This is a genomic window from Pseudomonas sp. zfem005 (genome assembly GCF_032621735.1).
GTDB classification, from domain to species: domain Bacteria; phylum Pseudomonadota; class Gammaproteobacteria; order Pseudomonadales; family Pseudomonadaceae; genus Metapseudomonas; species Metapseudomonas solani.
Genome location: NZ_JAVYJE010000003.1, coordinates 469,898 through 483,903, shown reverse-complemented (window position 1 = coordinate 483,903; position 14,006 = coordinate 469,898). Strand labels below are relative to the sequence as shown.

The 14,006-nt window shown below is 65.8% G+C and carries 11 protein-coding genes; 5 read left to right on the top strand and 6 right to left on the bottom strand.

Annotation, left to right across the window (positions count from 1 at the left end; genetic code table 11):
- Nucleotides 1-26: 26 nt before the first annotated feature.
- Nucleotides 27-3,656 carry a transporter substrate-binding domain-containing protein gene (locus RTW82_RS08990; RefSeq protein ID WP_316924873.1) on the bottom strand — a complete coding sequence of 1,210 codons (3,630 nt, stop codon included), beginning with the start codon at nucleotides 3,654-3,656 and terminating at the stop codon, nucleotides 27-29.
- Nucleotides 3,657-4,098: 442 nt separating this feature from the next.
- Between RTW82_RS08990 and RTW82_RS08985 the strand changes: the two genes are divergently transcribed.
- On the top strand, nucleotides 4,099-4,524 hold the full coding sequence (locus RTW82_RS08985) for an acyl-CoA thioesterase (RefSeq protein WP_021217094.1): 426 nt from the start codon (nucleotides 4,099-4,101) through the stop codon (nucleotides 4,522-4,524).
- A gap of 19 nt (nucleotides 4,525-4,543) precedes the next feature.
- Here RTW82_RS08985 and RTW82_RS08980 read toward each other — a convergent pair whose 3' ends face one another.
- On the bottom strand, nucleotides 4,544-5,218 hold the full coding sequence (locus RTW82_RS08980; protein WP_316924872.1) for a hypothetical protein: 675 nt from the start codon (nucleotides 5,216-5,218) through the stop codon (nucleotides 4,544-4,546).
- Between the two features lie 124 nt (nucleotides 5,219-5,342).
- Nucleotides 5,343-7,178 carry a sodium:proton antiporter gene (locus RTW82_RS08975; protein ID WP_316924871.1) on the bottom strand — a complete coding sequence of 612 codons (1,836 nt, stop codon included), beginning with the start codon at nucleotides 7,176-7,178 and terminating at the stop codon, nucleotides 5,343-5,345.
- 76 nt (nucleotides 7,179-7,254) lie between these two features.
- On the opposite strand from RTW82_RS08975, the gene xerD reads away from it, so the two are divergent.
- The 4 genes from xerD to thrC all read left to right on the top strand — a co-directional run bounded on the left by xerD (nucleotide 7,255) and on the right by thrC (nucleotide 11,950).
- Nucleotides 7,255-8,151, top strand: a complete 897-nt coding sequence (xerD, locus tag RTW82_RS08970) for a site-specific tyrosine recombinase XerD (RefSeq protein WP_316924870.1) — start codon at nucleotides 7,255-7,257, stop codon at nucleotides 8,149-8,151.
- Nucleotides 8,152-8,293: 142 nt separating this feature from the next.
- Nucleotides 8,294-9,022 carry a disulfide isomerase DsbC N-terminal domain-containing protein gene (locus RTW82_RS08965; RefSeq protein WP_021217090.1) on the top strand — a complete coding sequence of 243 codons (729 nt, stop codon included), beginning with the start codon at nucleotides 8,294-8,296 and terminating at the stop codon, nucleotides 9,020-9,022.
- A gap of 120 nt (nucleotides 9,023-9,142) precedes the next feature.
- Nucleotides 9,143-10,447 (top strand): homoserine dehydrogenase, encoded by a 1,305-nt coding sequence (locus RTW82_RS08960; protein WP_184487538.1) that lies wholly within the window; start codon nucleotides 9,143-9,145, stop codon nucleotides 10,445-10,447.
- Nucleotides 10,448-10,540: 93 nt separating this feature from the next.
- Nucleotides 10,541-11,950 carry a threonine synthase gene (thrC, locus tag RTW82_RS08955; RefSeq protein WP_184487539.1) on the top strand — a complete coding sequence of 470 codons (1,410 nt, stop codon included), beginning with the start codon at nucleotides 10,541-10,543 and terminating at the stop codon, nucleotides 11,948-11,950.
- 66 nt (nucleotides 11,951-12,016) lie between these two features.
- On the opposite strand, the gene RTW82_RS08950 is transcribed toward thrC, so the two are convergent.
- The 3 genes from RTW82_RS08950 to RTW82_RS08940 all read right to left on the bottom strand — a co-directional run bounded on the left by RTW82_RS08950 (nucleotide 12,017) and on the right by RTW82_RS08940 (nucleotide 13,896).
- Entirely contained in the window at nucleotides 12,017-12,310 is a 294-nt protein-coding gene (locus RTW82_RS08950) for a hypothetical protein (protein WP_316924869.1), read from the bottom strand.
- A 144-nt stretch (nucleotides 12,311-12,454) separates the two neighbouring features.
- Nucleotides 12,455-13,081 carry a hypothetical protein gene (locus RTW82_RS08945; RefSeq protein WP_271658870.1) on the bottom strand — a complete coding sequence of 209 codons (627 nt, stop codon included), beginning with the start codon at nucleotides 13,079-13,081 and terminating at the stop codon, nucleotides 12,455-12,457.
- Between the two features lie 191 nt (nucleotides 13,082-13,272).
- A complete protein-coding gene (locus RTW82_RS08940) occupies nucleotides 13,273-13,896 on the bottom strand; it encodes a hypothetical protein (protein WP_184487542.1) in 624 nt (207 codons plus the stop codon).
- Nucleotides 13,897-14,006 lie beyond the last annotated feature (110 nt).

The following is a 14,006-nucleotide window of genomic DNA, read 5'->3' as shown; positions in this document are numbered from 1 at the left end:
AAGCGCTGCCGGTTGCGCCGGCGAAATCAGGCCGTGCTCATCTCGCCCAGCAGGCTGTGTTCCAGGCGCTCCAGTTCCGCCCGCAGCGCGGCGACTTTGGCGAGCAGTTCGTCTTCGCTGCCTTCTGCCTCGCAGAGTGCTTCAAGGGATTCGCAGCAGGCGATGAGCGGGCCGGCATGGACGATCTTCGCGGCGCCCTTGATCTTGTGCGCCACCTCGGCGATTGCCTGCCTGTCGCCGTCGTCGAGAAAGCCCTGCATCAACGCCATGTCGTTACGGTTGCTGTCCAGCAGGGTATCCAGCAGGCGCATGCGCAGCGCCGGGTCGCGTCCAGCCAACCGCTCGAATTCCTTCAGGTTGCAGGCGGCGGGCATGTGCGCGGTCAAGGCGGCCCGTGGCGCGATGCCGACCAACTGGGCCGCCAGTTCCCCGAGGCTGATCGGCTTGAACAGGCAGGCGTCCATGCCCGCCTGGCGGCAGCGTTCGTGCTCCTCGTTCTGTGCGTTGGCGGTGTAGCCGATGAAGCGACAGGGTGTCAGTGCGTCGCGGCGCTCGAGATTGCGAACGGCCCGGGCGAGGTCGTAGCCATTCATGATCGGCATGTTGCAGTCACTGATCACCAGGTCGAATTGCTGCCGTTGCCATAGCTCCAGGCCGCTGGCGCCGTTATGGGCCTCGTTGACCCGATGACCGAGGAAGATCAGCTGCTGCTTGAGCAGTTCGCGGTTGGCCGGGTGGTCGTCCACCACCAGTACGTCGAGGCTCTGCTGGGGCGCGGCGATCTGCGCAACCGGGCTCGCTTCCTTGCGTGGCAGCGGGTCGAGTATCTGCAGCGCCAGTTCCACGGTCACGCAGGTGCCGTGGCCGGGCCGGCTGGTCATCTCGATGCTGCCACCCATCATTTCGCACAGGGTTCGGCTGATGACCAGGCCCAGGCCGGTGCCGCCGATGGTGTTGTTGGGCTGCTGCTGGCCCTGGCTGAAGGGCTGGAACAGTCGCTCCAGATCCTCGGGCTCGATGCCCTGGCCGCTGTCCTCCACGAGCAGCGTCAGCTCCAGGCGCTTGTTCGCGATTGCCTGGGCGGCAACCTTGAGAGTCACCCGGCCGCGTTCGGTGAACTTGATGGCATTGCTGACGAGGTTGGACAGCACCTGCTTGAAGCGCAATGGGTCCAGTAGTACGTCGACGCCTGCCTTGGGGTCGAACTCCAGCCTCAGGGCCAGGCTCTTCTGCCGCGCCAGCCCGTCGAATACCCGCACCACCGCCTCGACCTCTTCGCGGAGGTTGCAGCGCACGGGGCTCAGGTTGATGCGCCCGGACTCGATGCGGGCGATGTCGAGGATGTTGCCGATCAGCTCCAGCAGGTTGTTCGCCGAGTCGTGGGCGATTTCGATGGCCTGGCGGTCGAAGTGGTCCTGGTCGGCGCGCTGCAGGGCCAGTTCGAGCATGCCGATCACCGCGTTCATCGGCGTGCGGATCTCATGGCTCATGGTGGCGAGGAAGGTGCTTTTGGCGCGGCTGGCCTCATCGGCGCGCTCCTTGGCTTCCTGCAGGTCGGCCACCAGGCGCAGGCGTTCGGTGATATCGATCCAGCCACCGACCACGCCCCTGATGATCCCCCGGGAATCACGGAACGGCTCGATCCAGTGATAGATGCTGAAGGGCTCGCCCTTTTGGCTCAGGTGGTGGTCGGCCTGCATGCCCTGGCCGCTTTCCATCACCGCGTGGTAGTCCTCCAGCATCTGCGGTGAACAGCTGTCGTCACCGAAGAGCCCGTCCAGAGGCGGTGCGCCGATGGCTTGCTCCCGTTCGATGGAGAGCGCCTCCAGGTAATTGTCGTTGCACAGCAGCAGATGGTTGTCCCGGTCGCGCACATAGATGGGGTGGGGCGTGCCGTTGATCAGCGTCTCCATCAACTGCAACTGATCGTTCAATGCCCGCTCGGCGCTGGCGCGCAGTTTCATCTGGCGTCGCAGGTAGGCGTTCCAGATCAGCGACACGCTGAGCAGCAGGCCCACCACGCCACTCACCTGGTAGATGAGCCTTTCATAATCGCGCCAGGCGGGCTTGGCCACCTCCACCGTGGAACGCCAACGCTGGTTGACCAGCACCGCCAGCTCGTCCGGCGGAATGTTGACCAGGGTTTTGTCGAGCACCGACAGCAGCTCCAGGTCGCCACGGCGCAGGGCGAATACCGTGGACTCCAGTTGCTGGGGCACCACATCGGATATCCACAGGCGCTCGTCGAAGAAGCGCTGGACCAGGTGCTCGGCGACCGTGCCGGGGAGGATCGCCGCATCGGCGCCCCCATCCGCCGTGATGGTCAGTGCCTCGTGCATCGAGTCGTACTCCAGGGGTACGAGGCGGGGATAGCTGGCCAGCAACCATTTCACCAGTTGCGGGGTGCGGGGTAGCGCGACGCGTTTGCCATTCAGGGACTCCAGGTCCACCGAGCGGGTATCGCTGCGGCGGGTGACGATCACCAGCCCGGCGTTCATATAGGGGCGGGTGTAGGCCAGGTCATCGGTGGTGCTGGCCGCCGGATTGAACGCCCCGATCAGGTCGGCCTCACCGGCCTTCAGCTTCTCCACCATCTCCTCCTGGCTGGAGGTGCGGATGATCTCGAAGCGCAGCCCCGTGCGCATGCGCACCTGATCGAGGACGTCGGCAGTGATGCCGTGGTAGTTGCCGTCGCTGTCGAAGAAGCTCACCGGCGACAGGTTGCCGAAGGTCGCGATGCGCAGCACCGGATGCAACAGCAGCCAGCGCTGCTCCTGCTGGGTGAACACCAGGTTGGACTCGGACAGCAGCGGGCCGTTGCCGCCGCTCCAGCGCTTGAGCAGCTGCCCCTGGCGCTCCGGCGGGATGCTGGCCAGTGCGGCGTTGATCACCTTAAGCAGCTCGGGCTGGTCGTTACGCATGGCGAAGCCGAAGCCGCTGCTGGGCATCTTGCTGTAGCCGGCCAGGCGCAGGCGGCCGGCCTGGCTCTGGTTGAGCAGGTAGTTGGCCATCACCAGGTCACCCAGGTAGAGGTCGGCGCGGCCCAGGGCCACGGCGCGCAGGGCCGAACGCGGGTCGGGTTCGGTGCTGACCCGTGCCAGGGGATAGTGCGCGCGGATCTTCTCCAGGGGCTGGTAGTCGGCCGGCATCACCAGGTGCATGCCGTTGAGGCCGGGCGACAGCGGGCGGCGCTCGTCATCGCGACTGACCAGCACCGGCTGGTCCGGCGCGTAGGTGTCGCTGAGCAGCAGTTGGCGATTGGCCGTCTCGTAGGTGTTGGAGGCGCTGAGCAGGTCGATGCGGCCATCCACCAGCGCCAGCAGGGCCTCTTCCCGGTTGCGGAAGCGCAGCACCTTGATGTCGATGCCCAGCTTGTCGGCTATCACGCCGGCGACGTCGGCGGTGAGGCCTTCGAAGTCGCGACCGCTGCTGGTGATGTCGAAGGGCGGCAGGTCCGCGCCTATGCCCAGGCGCAGCTCGCGCTTGTCCCGCAGCCAGCGCCAGTCCTGCAGCTCCAGGGTGGCCTTGGCATCGGTGGGCAATGGGCGGCTGAGCAGTGGCAACTGCTCGTCAGCGGATAGGGGAGGCGCGAGCAGGGTCAGGAGGAAGCCGGCCAGGGCGCCCAGCAAGGGGCGGGCGAGTGGCGATCTGTGCATGGGGCTTTCCTTTTGCCGGATCCACGAGGGCCGCCGAGGGCGAACGGCAGCGGCGGTAGCGGAAAATAGCTCATTCCGAATCGCACAAAATCACCCTCAGGAGGGCTTAGGAAGTGTCTGTCGTGTGATGGTGGCGAGGGCTTACACCGAGTTCTCCTGGCGCCGAGGAACACGCCCGGCGGGCCGGAGTCGTCCCGTGCGGCGATCCGGGGGGTGGCAGCCGGATGGCGTTGCGTCGGGCCTGCTGGCCAAGGGTGCTGCCGGGTGCACCGGGCTGTGGAATAATCGCGCCGCCGCAGGGCCAGGTCCCTGGGCAACTCCCGTGAAGGTGCTGCGATCGGCGGCCAGCGGGAGCCGTTCTGCCCGTTCGCAAGCGCACAACAACGACAACAGACGTCGCACGAGTGGCAGCCACATTGGGTTGTATTCAGGTAGTAGTGGCATGACCCCGAGAGAGCAAGAGATCGCCCGGCGCACCGCCTTGTCCGAAAGCCGCGTGACCAAGGCGGTATTCCCGCCGACCACCAACCATCACAACACCCTGTTCGGCGGCACTGCGCTGGCCTGGATGGACGAGGTGTCCTTCATCTGCGCCACGCGCTTCTGCCGACTGCCGCTGGTGACCGTTTCCACCGACCGCATCGACTTCAAACACCCCATTCCCGCCGGCTCCATCGTCGAGCTGGTCGGTCGCGTGGTGAAGGTGGGCAACACCAGCCTCAAGGTCGAGGTGGAGGTGTTCGTCGAAAGCATGTACGAGAACGGCCGCGAGAAGGCCATCACCGGGGTGTTCAGCTTCGTCGCTATCGACGAGGAGAAGCGCCCGGTGCCGGTGTTGCCGGAATCGGCCATCGAACAGGCGGCCTGATCCGGCTCGCAGGAATGGGTCAGGGGCGCAGGGCGATCTTCAGCGAGGCCTGGGACAGGTCGATGTTGCTCAGGGTCAGGCTGCCGAAGCTCTGGTTCTGTGGCGCGCCGGCGACGCGGACATTGTCGAAGCGCAGCTCGCCGATGGAGCTGGGCAGGCGCACGTTGATCGAACCATCGGGATTGATGGTCGAGCGCATGTGGCTGGTGTCGTAGACCACGTCCTTCATCGAGGTCTCGGCCTCCAGGCTGTCCAGCACCGGCATCACCAGGCGGCTCAGTGCCTTGACGGTGCCGATGCCATCGCCGGCTTCGGCCTGGACGAACAGGCCTTGCAGCACTTCGTCCAGCCCCTGGGCGCTGACGTCGCTCATTTCCGCATCGCTCAACGGGCGCAGGCCCTTGGGGGTGTGCTGCTGGGACATCGCGCTGGGGGTCTGCTGGATGTCCGCGCTGGCCATCTGGAAGGGGCTCATCAGGGCCGCGATCAGGGTGGCGGCCAGGCGCAGGTTGTTCTGCTTCTTCAGGGCGCGGTCGAGTTGCCGGCGGCTCAGCAATCCTTGTTCGATCAGCACCTCGCCGAGGCGCTTGTCGCAGGTCAACTGGAGTTTGATGGCCGCGTCCAGCTGCTGGCTGGTGATCAATCCCTTGTTGACCAGAATCTGGCCAAGGCGTGATTTCTGCTGATTCGACATGGTGCTCGACCGGATTGGAGTGGTGGCAAGGTGAAATCATCCTCTCGTAGGAAGAGGCTGTCACCCAACAAAGGATAGGCTTACATGACCGCTGGTCCGTGTGCTGGCTCGACGATTTTTCGTACTAACCCTGGGACGTCTTTATATCCACAGGCCCGGAGGCTCCGGCGTCCTCCTCGATCAATGCCACCAGGCTCCAGCCGGCATCCGGTTCAAGAGGCGCTTCCGTACTCGCCAGGTGCACCCAGCCGCGAGGGTCCCGGGCCAGCAGCAGGATGGCGCGTTCGCCATGCAACGCCTGGTACGCCGCCCAATCGAAAGTGGCGGTGAGGGTGGTGGTGCGCACCTCCGCACCCCGGGCGAGCTTGCTGGCGAACTGTGGATAACTGAGCGCCGGGCGGCCCAGGGGCCGCCCACGTACCTGGTCGCTGGCGCGGTGCTTGTCGGTGCGCCGGCTTTCCGCACCGCTGGGCAGGGTGAAGCGGCGCAGCGCCGGGAAGTCGTGGCGGAAGCGCATGCAGGCCAGGGCGTTCATCTCACTGGAAGGGGAGAGCGCCAGCAGGTGGCCCAGCCCCACCAGGTCGAGGTGCGCATCGGCGTGCTGCGAGGTGGGGTTGCCGAAGTAGGTGGGCAGGTTGTCCATACGTGCGGCGCGGATGTTCTCCCAGCTCGAATCGGTGAGCAGCACGCGGCTGCCCAGGTGCTGAAGGGCCTTGCCGATCTCTCGCGCCACCGGGTTGGCACCGATGATCAGGAAGCCCGCCGGGGCCGGCTCGGCCACCTTCAGCAGGCGCGCCAGCGGGCGCGCGGTGGCGCTCTGCAGCACCACGGTGCCGATGATCACCAGGAAGGTCAGCGGCACCAGCAGGTGCGCCTGGTCATTGCCATGTTGCTGCAGGCGCAGGGCGAAGATCGCCGATACCGCTGCGGCGACTATTCCCCGTGGTGCGATCCAGGCCAGCAGCGCGCGCTCGCGCCAGCCCAGCGGCGAGCCGAGGGTGCAGAGACCGACATTCAATGGCCGGGCGATGAACTGGATCACCGCCAGCAGCGCCAGCGTCGCCGGCCCCAGGGCGACCAGCGCGGCCAGGTCGAGGCGCGCCGCGAGCAGGATGAACAGCCCGGAAATCAGCAGCACGCTGAGGTTTTCCTTGAAGTGCAGGATCGGCTTGATATCCACCCCGCGCATATTGGCCAGGCCCATGCCCATCACAGTCACCGCCAGCAGGCCGGATTCGTGCACCAGCAGGTTGGCGCCGATGAACACGCCCAGCACCGCGGCCAGGGCCGCCAGGTTCTGCAGGTACTCGGGCAGCCAGTGGCGCCGCAGCACCGTGCCGAAGGCCCAGCCGCCGAAGGCGCCGAGCAGGCAGCCGCAGGCGATCACACTGGCGAAGGTCGCCAGGCTCTGGCTCCAGCCGCCCTGGTCGCGGCTGACGATGAAGCTGAACACCACCACCGCCAGCAGCGCGCCGATGGGGTCGATGACGATGCCTTCCCAGCGCAGGATGTTGGCGATGGAGCTGCGCGGGCGCACCACGCGGAGCATCGGCACGATCACCGTGGGGCCGGTGACCAGGGTCAGAGAGCCGAACAGCAGCGCCAGGTCCCAGGCGAAACCCAGCAGCAGGTGCGTTGCCAGCGCGATCACCGCCCAGGTCACCAGCGCGCCCAGGGTCACCATGCGGCGCACCACGGTGCCGATTTCCTTCCACTCGGAAAGGTGCAGCGTCAGGCTGCCTTCGAAGAGGATCAGCGCCACCGCCAGGGAGGTGAGGGGGAACAGCAGCGGGCCGAACAGCGCCTGCGGGTCCAGCACCCCCAGCACCGGCCCGGCGAGAATGCCCGAGAGCAGCAGGAAGAGAATGGCTGGCAGGCGCAGGCGCCAGGCCAGCCATTGGCTGCCGAGGGCGGCCAGGCCGATGCCGCCGAGGGCGAGGAGGATTGCGGTTTCGTCCATCAGGACTCCTTGTCGCTGGTGAAGGTCGGGACGCTTGTGGAAGACTAGACGCCGTTCATCCCGCCAGCGTTCCGTCATGCCTGCCCTCGACCACCCCCTGATCGACCGTTACCTCGACGCCCTGTGGCTGGAGAAGGGGCTTTCGCCCCACACCCGCTCCGCCTACCGCAGCGACCTGGCGCATTTCAACGCCTGGGCGGTGGAGCGCGGCGCGAGCCTGCAGCACGCCGGCCGCGACCTGATCCTCGACCACCTCGCCTGGCGCCTGGAGCGGGGCTACAAGGCCCGCTCCACCGCGCGCTTCCTCTCCGGGGCGCGGGGCTTCTACCGCTTCCTGCTGGGCGAGGGGCTGATCATCGAAGACCCCACCCTGCAGGTGGACCTGCCGCTGCTCGGGCGCCCGCTGCCCAAGTCGCTGTCCGAGGCGGACGTCGAAGCCCTGCTCGACGCCCCCGAACTGGACGACCCCATCGGCCTGCGTGACCGCGCCATGCTCGAAGTGCTCTACGCCTGCGGCCTGCGGGTCAGCGAGCTGGTGGGCCTGACCCTGGAACAGGTCAACCTGCGCCAGGGCGTGGTCAAGGTCTTCGGCAAGGGCAGCAAGGAGCGCCTGGTGCCGCTCGGCGAAGAAGCCATCGCCTGGGTCGAGCGCTACGTCCGCGAGTCGCGGCCCTTCCTGCTCGACGGCAAGCCCAGCGACGTGCTGTTCCCCAGCCAGCGCGGCGAACAGATGACCCGGCAGACCTTCTGGTACCGCATCAAGCACCAGGCCAAGGTCGCCGGCATCGTCAAGTCGCTGTCGCCCCACACCCTGCGCCACGCCTTCGCCACCCACCTGCTCAACCACGGCGCCGACCTGCGTGTGGTGCAGATGCTGTTGGGGCATGCCGACCTCTCCACCACGCAGATCTACACCCACATCGCCCAGGCCCGCCTCAAGGACCTGCACGCCCGCCACCACCCGCGCGGCTGAGCCGGAAAAGGGCCGCCGTTCGTGCCCTGCATGCACCGGATATCCCCGCTGCACCTCCGTTCGGCTCCATGGCGCGGTGCTTCGGGGCTTCTGTGATAATCTTCGGCATCCGCCCGAATGTCCCCGCTCCACAGGAGTAACCATGCGTGTGACCCGTCTTTTCGCAGCCATGGCCCTTGGCCTGGTCAGCACATTCAGCCTTGCCGACGATCCGGACCAGGCCATCCGCAAGACCCTCAGCGGCCTTGAGCTGGGCCTGCCCATCGAGTCCATCGGCGAAAGCCCCATGAGCGGCATCTACCAGGTGCAGCTCAAGGGCGGTCGCATGCTCTACACCAGCGCCGACGGCCAGTACCTGATGCAGGGCTACCTGTACCACGTGAAGGACGGCAAGCCGGTGAACCTCACCGAGCAGTCCGAGAGCCGCTCCATCGCCAAGGAGATCAACGCCATCCCCGAAAGCGAGATGGTGGTCTTCGCACCCAAGGAGCCGGCCAAGGCGCACATCACCGTGTTCACCGACACCGATTGCGGCTACTGCCAGAAACTGCACAGCGAAGTGCCCGAGCTCAACCGTCGCGGCATCGAAGTGCGCTACGTCGCCTTCCCGCGCCAGGGCCTCGGCAGCCACGGCTACAACAGCCTGGTCAGCGTCTGGTGCAGCAAGGACCGCCAGGCGGCGATGAACAAGGCCAAGTCCCGCGAAGAGCTCCCCTCGGCCACCTGCGATAACCCGGTGGCCAAGCAGTTCGAGCTGGGCCAGCTGATCGGCGTCAACGGCACGCCGGCCATCGTCCTCGGCAACGGCCAGATGATCCCGGGCTACCAGCCGGCCCCGCAACTGGCCAAGATCGCCCTGGAAGCCAAGTAACACGGGCTCTGCGCGCAGCGCATCGATTGACCAAAAATCAGCCGCTTCGTAAAGTGCGGCTCTTTTCCACGGCCGGGACCATGCCCGGCCGTTTTTCGCAGTGAAGATGGGGAGTTCAGCGTGAAGCCGGTAAAAGTAGGCATCTGTGGCCTGGGGACCGTCGGTGGCGGCACCTTCAACGTACTCAAACGCAACGCCGAGGAGATTGCCCGCCGCGCCGGGCGTGGAATCGAAGTTGCCCAGATCGCTGCTCGTCGCCCCAACCCGAAGTGTGAAACCGGTACCACCCCCATTACCGCCGACATCTTCGCCCTGGCCGACAACCCGGAAATCGACATCGTCATCGAGCTGATCGGGGGCTACACCCTGGCCCGCGACCTGGTGCTCAAGGCCATCGACAACGGCAAGCACGTGGTCACCGCCAACAAGGCGCTGATCGCCGTGCACGGCAACGAAATCTTCGCCAAGGCCCGCGAGAAGGGCGTCATCGTCGCCTTCGAAGCTGCCGTCGCCGGTGGCATCCCGGTGATCAAGGCGATCCGCGAAGGCCTGTCCGCCAACCGCATCAACTGGCTGGCCGGCATCATCAACGGCACCGGCAACTTCATCCTCACCGAGATGCGCGAAAAAGGCCGTGCCTTCGATGACGTGCTCAAGGAAGCGCAAGCCCTGGGCTACGCCGAAGCCGACCCGACCTTCGACGTCGAAGGCATCGATGCCGCGCACAAGCTGACCATCCTCGCTTCCATCGCCTTCGGCATCCCGCTGCAGTTCGACAAGGCCTACACCGAAGGCATCTCGAAACTCACCAGCGCCGACGTCAACTACGCCGAGGCCCTGGGCTACCGCATCAAGCACCTGGGCGTGGCCCGCCGCACCGACAAGGGCATCGAGCTGCGCGTGCACCCGACCCTGATCCCGGCCGACCGCCTGATCGCCAACGTCAACGGCGTGATGAACGCCGTGATGGTCAATGGCGACGCCGCCGGCAGCACCCTCTACTACGGCCCCGGCGCCGGCATGGAGCCCACCGCTTCCGCCGTGGTCGCCGACGTGGTGGACGTGGTCCGCGCGCTGACCGCCGACCCGGAGAACCACGTACCGCACCTGGCCTTCCAGCCGGATTCGCTGTCCGACCACCCGATCCTCCCGATCGACGCCTGCGAGAGCGCGTACTACCTGCGCATCCAGGCCAAGGACCACCCGGGCGTACTGGCCCAGGTGGCCACCATCCTGTCCGAGCGCGGCATCAACATCGAATCCATCATGCAGAAGGAAGTCGAAGAGCAGGACGGACTGGTGCCGATGATCCTGGTTACCCACCGGGTCGTCGAAGCGCGCGTTAACGACGCCATCGCCGCACTGGAAGCCCTCGACGACGTGGTCGGCAGCGTAGTCCGCATCCGCGTCGAACAGCTCAATTAATCAGGAGCCGGAAGCCGGAAGCCGGAAGCTGGAAGCCGCACTGCTTCAAGCTTCAAGCTTCAAGCTTCAAGCTCGAACCGAAGGTTTGAAGAAATGCGCTATATCAGTACCCGCGGCCAGGCCCCGGCCCTGAACTTCGAAGACGTGCTGCTGGCTGGCCTGGCCAGCGACGGCGGCCTCTACGTACCGGAAAACCTGCCGCGCTTCACCCAGGAAGAGATCGCCTCCTGGGCCGGCCTGCCGTACCACGAGCTGGCCTTCCGCGTGATGCGCCCGTTCGTTGCCGGCAGCATCGCCGATGCCGATTTCAAGAAGATCCTCGAGGAGACCTACGGTGTCTTCGCCCACAACGCCGTGGCGCCGCTGCGCCAGCTGAACGGCAACGAGTGGGTGCTGGAGCTGTTCCACGGCCCGACCCTGGCCTTCAAGGACTTCGCCCTGCAGCTGCTGGGCCGTCTGCTCGACCACGTGCTGTCCAAGCGCGGCGAGCGCGTGGTGATCATGGGCGCCACCTCCGGTGACACCGGTTCTGCCGCCATCGAAGGCTGCAAGGCCTGCGAGCACGTCGACATCTTCATCATGCACCCGCACAACCGTGTGTCCGAGGTGCAGCGCCGGCAGATGACCACCATCCTCGGCGAGAACATCCACAACATCGCCGTGGAAGGCAACTTCGACGACTGCCAGGAGATGGTCAAGGCCAGCTTCGCCGACCAGGGCTTCCTCAAGGGCACCCGCCTGGTCGCGGTCAACTCGATCAACTGGGCGCGGATCATGGCCCAGATCGTCTACTACTTCCACGCCGCCCTGCAGCTCGGTGGCCCGGCCCGTTCCGTGGCCTTCTCGGTGCCCACCGGCAACTTCGGCGACATCTTCGCCGGCTACCTGGCGCGCAACATGGGCCTGCCGATCAGCCAACTGATCGTCGCCACCAACCGCAACGACATCCTGCACCGCTTCATGAGCGGCAACCGCTACGTCAAGGACACCCTGCACCCGACCCTATCGCCGTCCATGGACATCATGGTCTCGTCCAACTTCGAGCGCCTGCTGTTCGACCTGCACGGCCGCAACGGCGCCGCCATCGCCGGGCTGATGGACACCTTCAAGCAGGGCGGCGGCTTCAGCGTCGAGGACGACCGCTGGACCGAAGCGCGCAAGCTGTTCGACTCCCTGGCCGTCAACGACGAGCAGACCTGCGAGACCATCACCGAGGTCTACAAGGAATGCGGCGAGCTGCTGGACCCGCACACCGCCATCGGCGTACGCGCCGCCCGCGAATGCCGTCGCAGCCTGTCCACCCCCATGGTCACCCTCGGCACCGCGCACCCGGTCAAATTCCCGGAAGCGGTGGAGAAGGCCGGCATCGACGCGGTCCCGGCGCTGCCGCCGCACCTCGCCGACCTGTTCCAGCGCGAAGAACGCTGCACCGTCCTGGCCAACGACCTGAAGACCATCCAGGCCTTCGTCGCCGCCCACGGCAACCGCGGCAAGCCGCTCTAAGCTGAACGGCAATGAAAAGCCCCTGGCGAGTGATCGCCAGGGGCTTTTTCGTTTCTCCCGCCCGGGTCAGTCCTCCGACTTGTCCCGCTTCGTCAGCGGCGTTGCCTCGTAGAGCGGAAAACTTCGCGCCCAACCGTCCAGCTTGAAAGGCGTGGAGTCTTTGCCGGGCTCGTAGTCGAGGTAGGGACTGTTGGCGTTGAAGTCGATGAATGTGGGCGGCTCCGAGAAGGGCGGTGAGCACCAGACCGGGTTCAGGAGGGGGGCACCGGTGATTTTTTTGAATGTGACGAGTGTGTATTCCGTGCTCTTCAACGCCTTGAGGTCCTGGTCATCGATAGTGATCGTGACTTTGTCGTTCATATCCCTTCTCCATCGGGCCCGCGAACCGGGTGAACGCTGATCATGTGCCAGGAGCGGCCGTGTTGCCGGTTGATGGCCGTTCATAGATGCAACCGGAAGGCGGGAAGCCCCGCGATCGCTCGCCGGGCTCCTCGCCAGACGGCTTCAGCTGGCGCTGAAGTCGAAGCTCCACAAACCGCCCGGGCGGCTCAGGTTCACGTCCACCTCGGTGGCGGTGATGGGCGCCACGTACTGGGTCATGTCCGAGAAGTTCTGCACGATGTAGGTCTGCCCCGCCAGCGGTGGGGAGGCCACCATGAAGTAGAAGTGCCCCGGCATCATCTCGAAGCTCACCGTCATGTTCAGGTCCACCTTGGGCATGCTCACCACCGGGTGGCCGCCGACATACCAGTTGCACGTGAACTGGATGAAGGGGTTGGTCTGGTTGATCACGCCGCACTGCTGCGGGGTGAGCTTTTCCTGTGCCAGCGATGTGGGGGCCGGTTGCAGGCGCGGAGACAGCCCCGCCGGGCTGACCGCCTGCAGCAGCTGGCCGGGCTGGACGGCCACGCGTGCGGAGATGATCTGTTCATCCGGGGCATTGCCCGTGCTGGAGAGATCGGTCTCGATCCGGTCCTCGTAGCTGAACCGCTCCGTAGCCCCCGCCGAACCCGTCAGTACCCGCCAGGCATGGATGTCGTAGTCGCGCTGCGGATTCTGCGGCTTGAGGAAGACCAGAACGGTTTTCCCCTCCATGTCCTCCACATCGAAATGCACGTTGAAAACCATCATGGGTCCCTGTCTCCTTGGTTCCGTCATAGCCCCGGCACCTGCCTGGGCAGGCGTTGATGATGGATCAGGAGCGGTCACTTTGCCGATTAATTGTGAGCGTCGTAGCCCGGGCTTCGGCCCGGTAGCCCGCTGAAGGAAAAGCCCCCGGCGATCGCTCGCCGGGGGCTTTTTCATGCAGGGTCGAGCGGGCTTCAACGCGACAGGAAGTCGAAGGTCCACAGGCCATTCGGGCGGCTCAGGGTCACGTCCACTTCGGTGGCGGTGATGGGCGCCACGTACTGGGTCATGTCCGAGAAGTTCTGCACGATGTAGGTCTGCCCGATCATGGGCGGCGTGGCCACCATGAAGTAGAAATTGGGCTCGTACTCGAAGCTCACGGTCATGCGCGAGTCCACCTTGGGCATGGTCACCACCGGGCGGCCGTTGACGTACCAGTTGCTGTCGAACTGGATGTAGGGGTTGGTCTTGTTGATCACGCCGCACTGCTGCGGGGTGAGTTTTTCCTGGGCCAGCGAGGTGGCCGCCGGTTCCAGCTGCGGCGACAGGCCGCCGGGGCTGACGGCCTGCAACAGGCCGCCGGGCAGGGTGGCCTTGCGCCCGGAGACGATCAGGTTGCCGGCCTTCTCGCCATTGCTGGAGACGTCGGTCTCGATCACCGCCTCGTAGTCGAACGACTCGGTCGCCCCGGCCGAGCCGGTGAGCACCTGCCAGGCGTGGATGCGGTAGTCGCGCTGCGGGTTCTGCGGCTTGAGGAAGACCAGCACGGTCTTGCCCTCCATGTCGTCGACAGCGAAGTTCACGTTGAAAGTAGTCATGGTTCCCTTCTCCTTGGTTCCGTTACGGCCCCGACACCTGTCCGGGCCTGCTTCCATGACGGTCGCCCCGCCGACCTGTGAAGTCCTTTCACGGCATGCCGGGGCGGCGT

What these genes read in the sequence shown, in the direction of transcription:
- RTW82_RS08940 (WP_184487542.1), bottom strand. Translation starts at nt 13,896, where the DNA reads ATGACTACTTTCAACGTGAACTTCGCTGTCGACGACATGGAGGGCAAG.
- RTW82_RS08985 (WP_021217094.1), top strand. Translation starts at nt 4,099, where the DNA reads ATGACCCCGAGAGAGCAAGAGATCGCCCGGCGCACCGCCTTGTCCGAA.
- RTW82_RS08950 (WP_316924869.1), bottom strand. Translation starts at nt 12,310, where the DNA reads ATGAACGACAAAGTCACGATCACTATCGATGACCAGGACCTCAAGGCG.
- thrC (WP_184487539.1), top strand. Translation starts at nt 10,541, where the DNA reads ATGCGCTATATCAGTACCCGCGGCCAGGCCCCGGCCCTGAACTTCGAA.
- RTW82_RS08945 (WP_271658870.1), bottom strand. Translation starts at nt 13,081, where the DNA reads ATGATGGTTTTCAACGTGCATTTCGATGTGGAGGACATGGAGGGGAAA.
- RTW82_RS08965 (WP_021217090.1), top strand. Translation starts at nt 8,294, where the DNA reads ATGCGTGTGACCCGTCTTTTCGCAGCCATGGCCCTTGGCCTGGTCAGC.
- RTW82_RS08990 (WP_316924873.1), bottom strand. Translation starts at nt 3,656, where the DNA reads ATGCACAGATCGCCACTCGCCCGCCCCTTGCTGGGCGCCCTGGCCGGC.
- xerD (WP_316924870.1), top strand. Translation starts at nt 7,255, where the DNA reads ATGCCTGCCCTCGACCACCCCCTGATCGACCGTTACCTCGACGCCCTG.
- RTW82_RS08975 (WP_316924871.1), bottom strand. Translation starts at nt 7,178, where the DNA reads ATGGACGAAACCGCAATCCTCCTCGCCCTCGGCGGCATCGGCCTGGCC.
- RTW82_RS08980 (WP_316924872.1), bottom strand. Translation starts at nt 5,218, where the DNA reads ATGTCGAATCAGCAGAAATCACGCCTTGGCCAGATTCTGGTCAACAAG.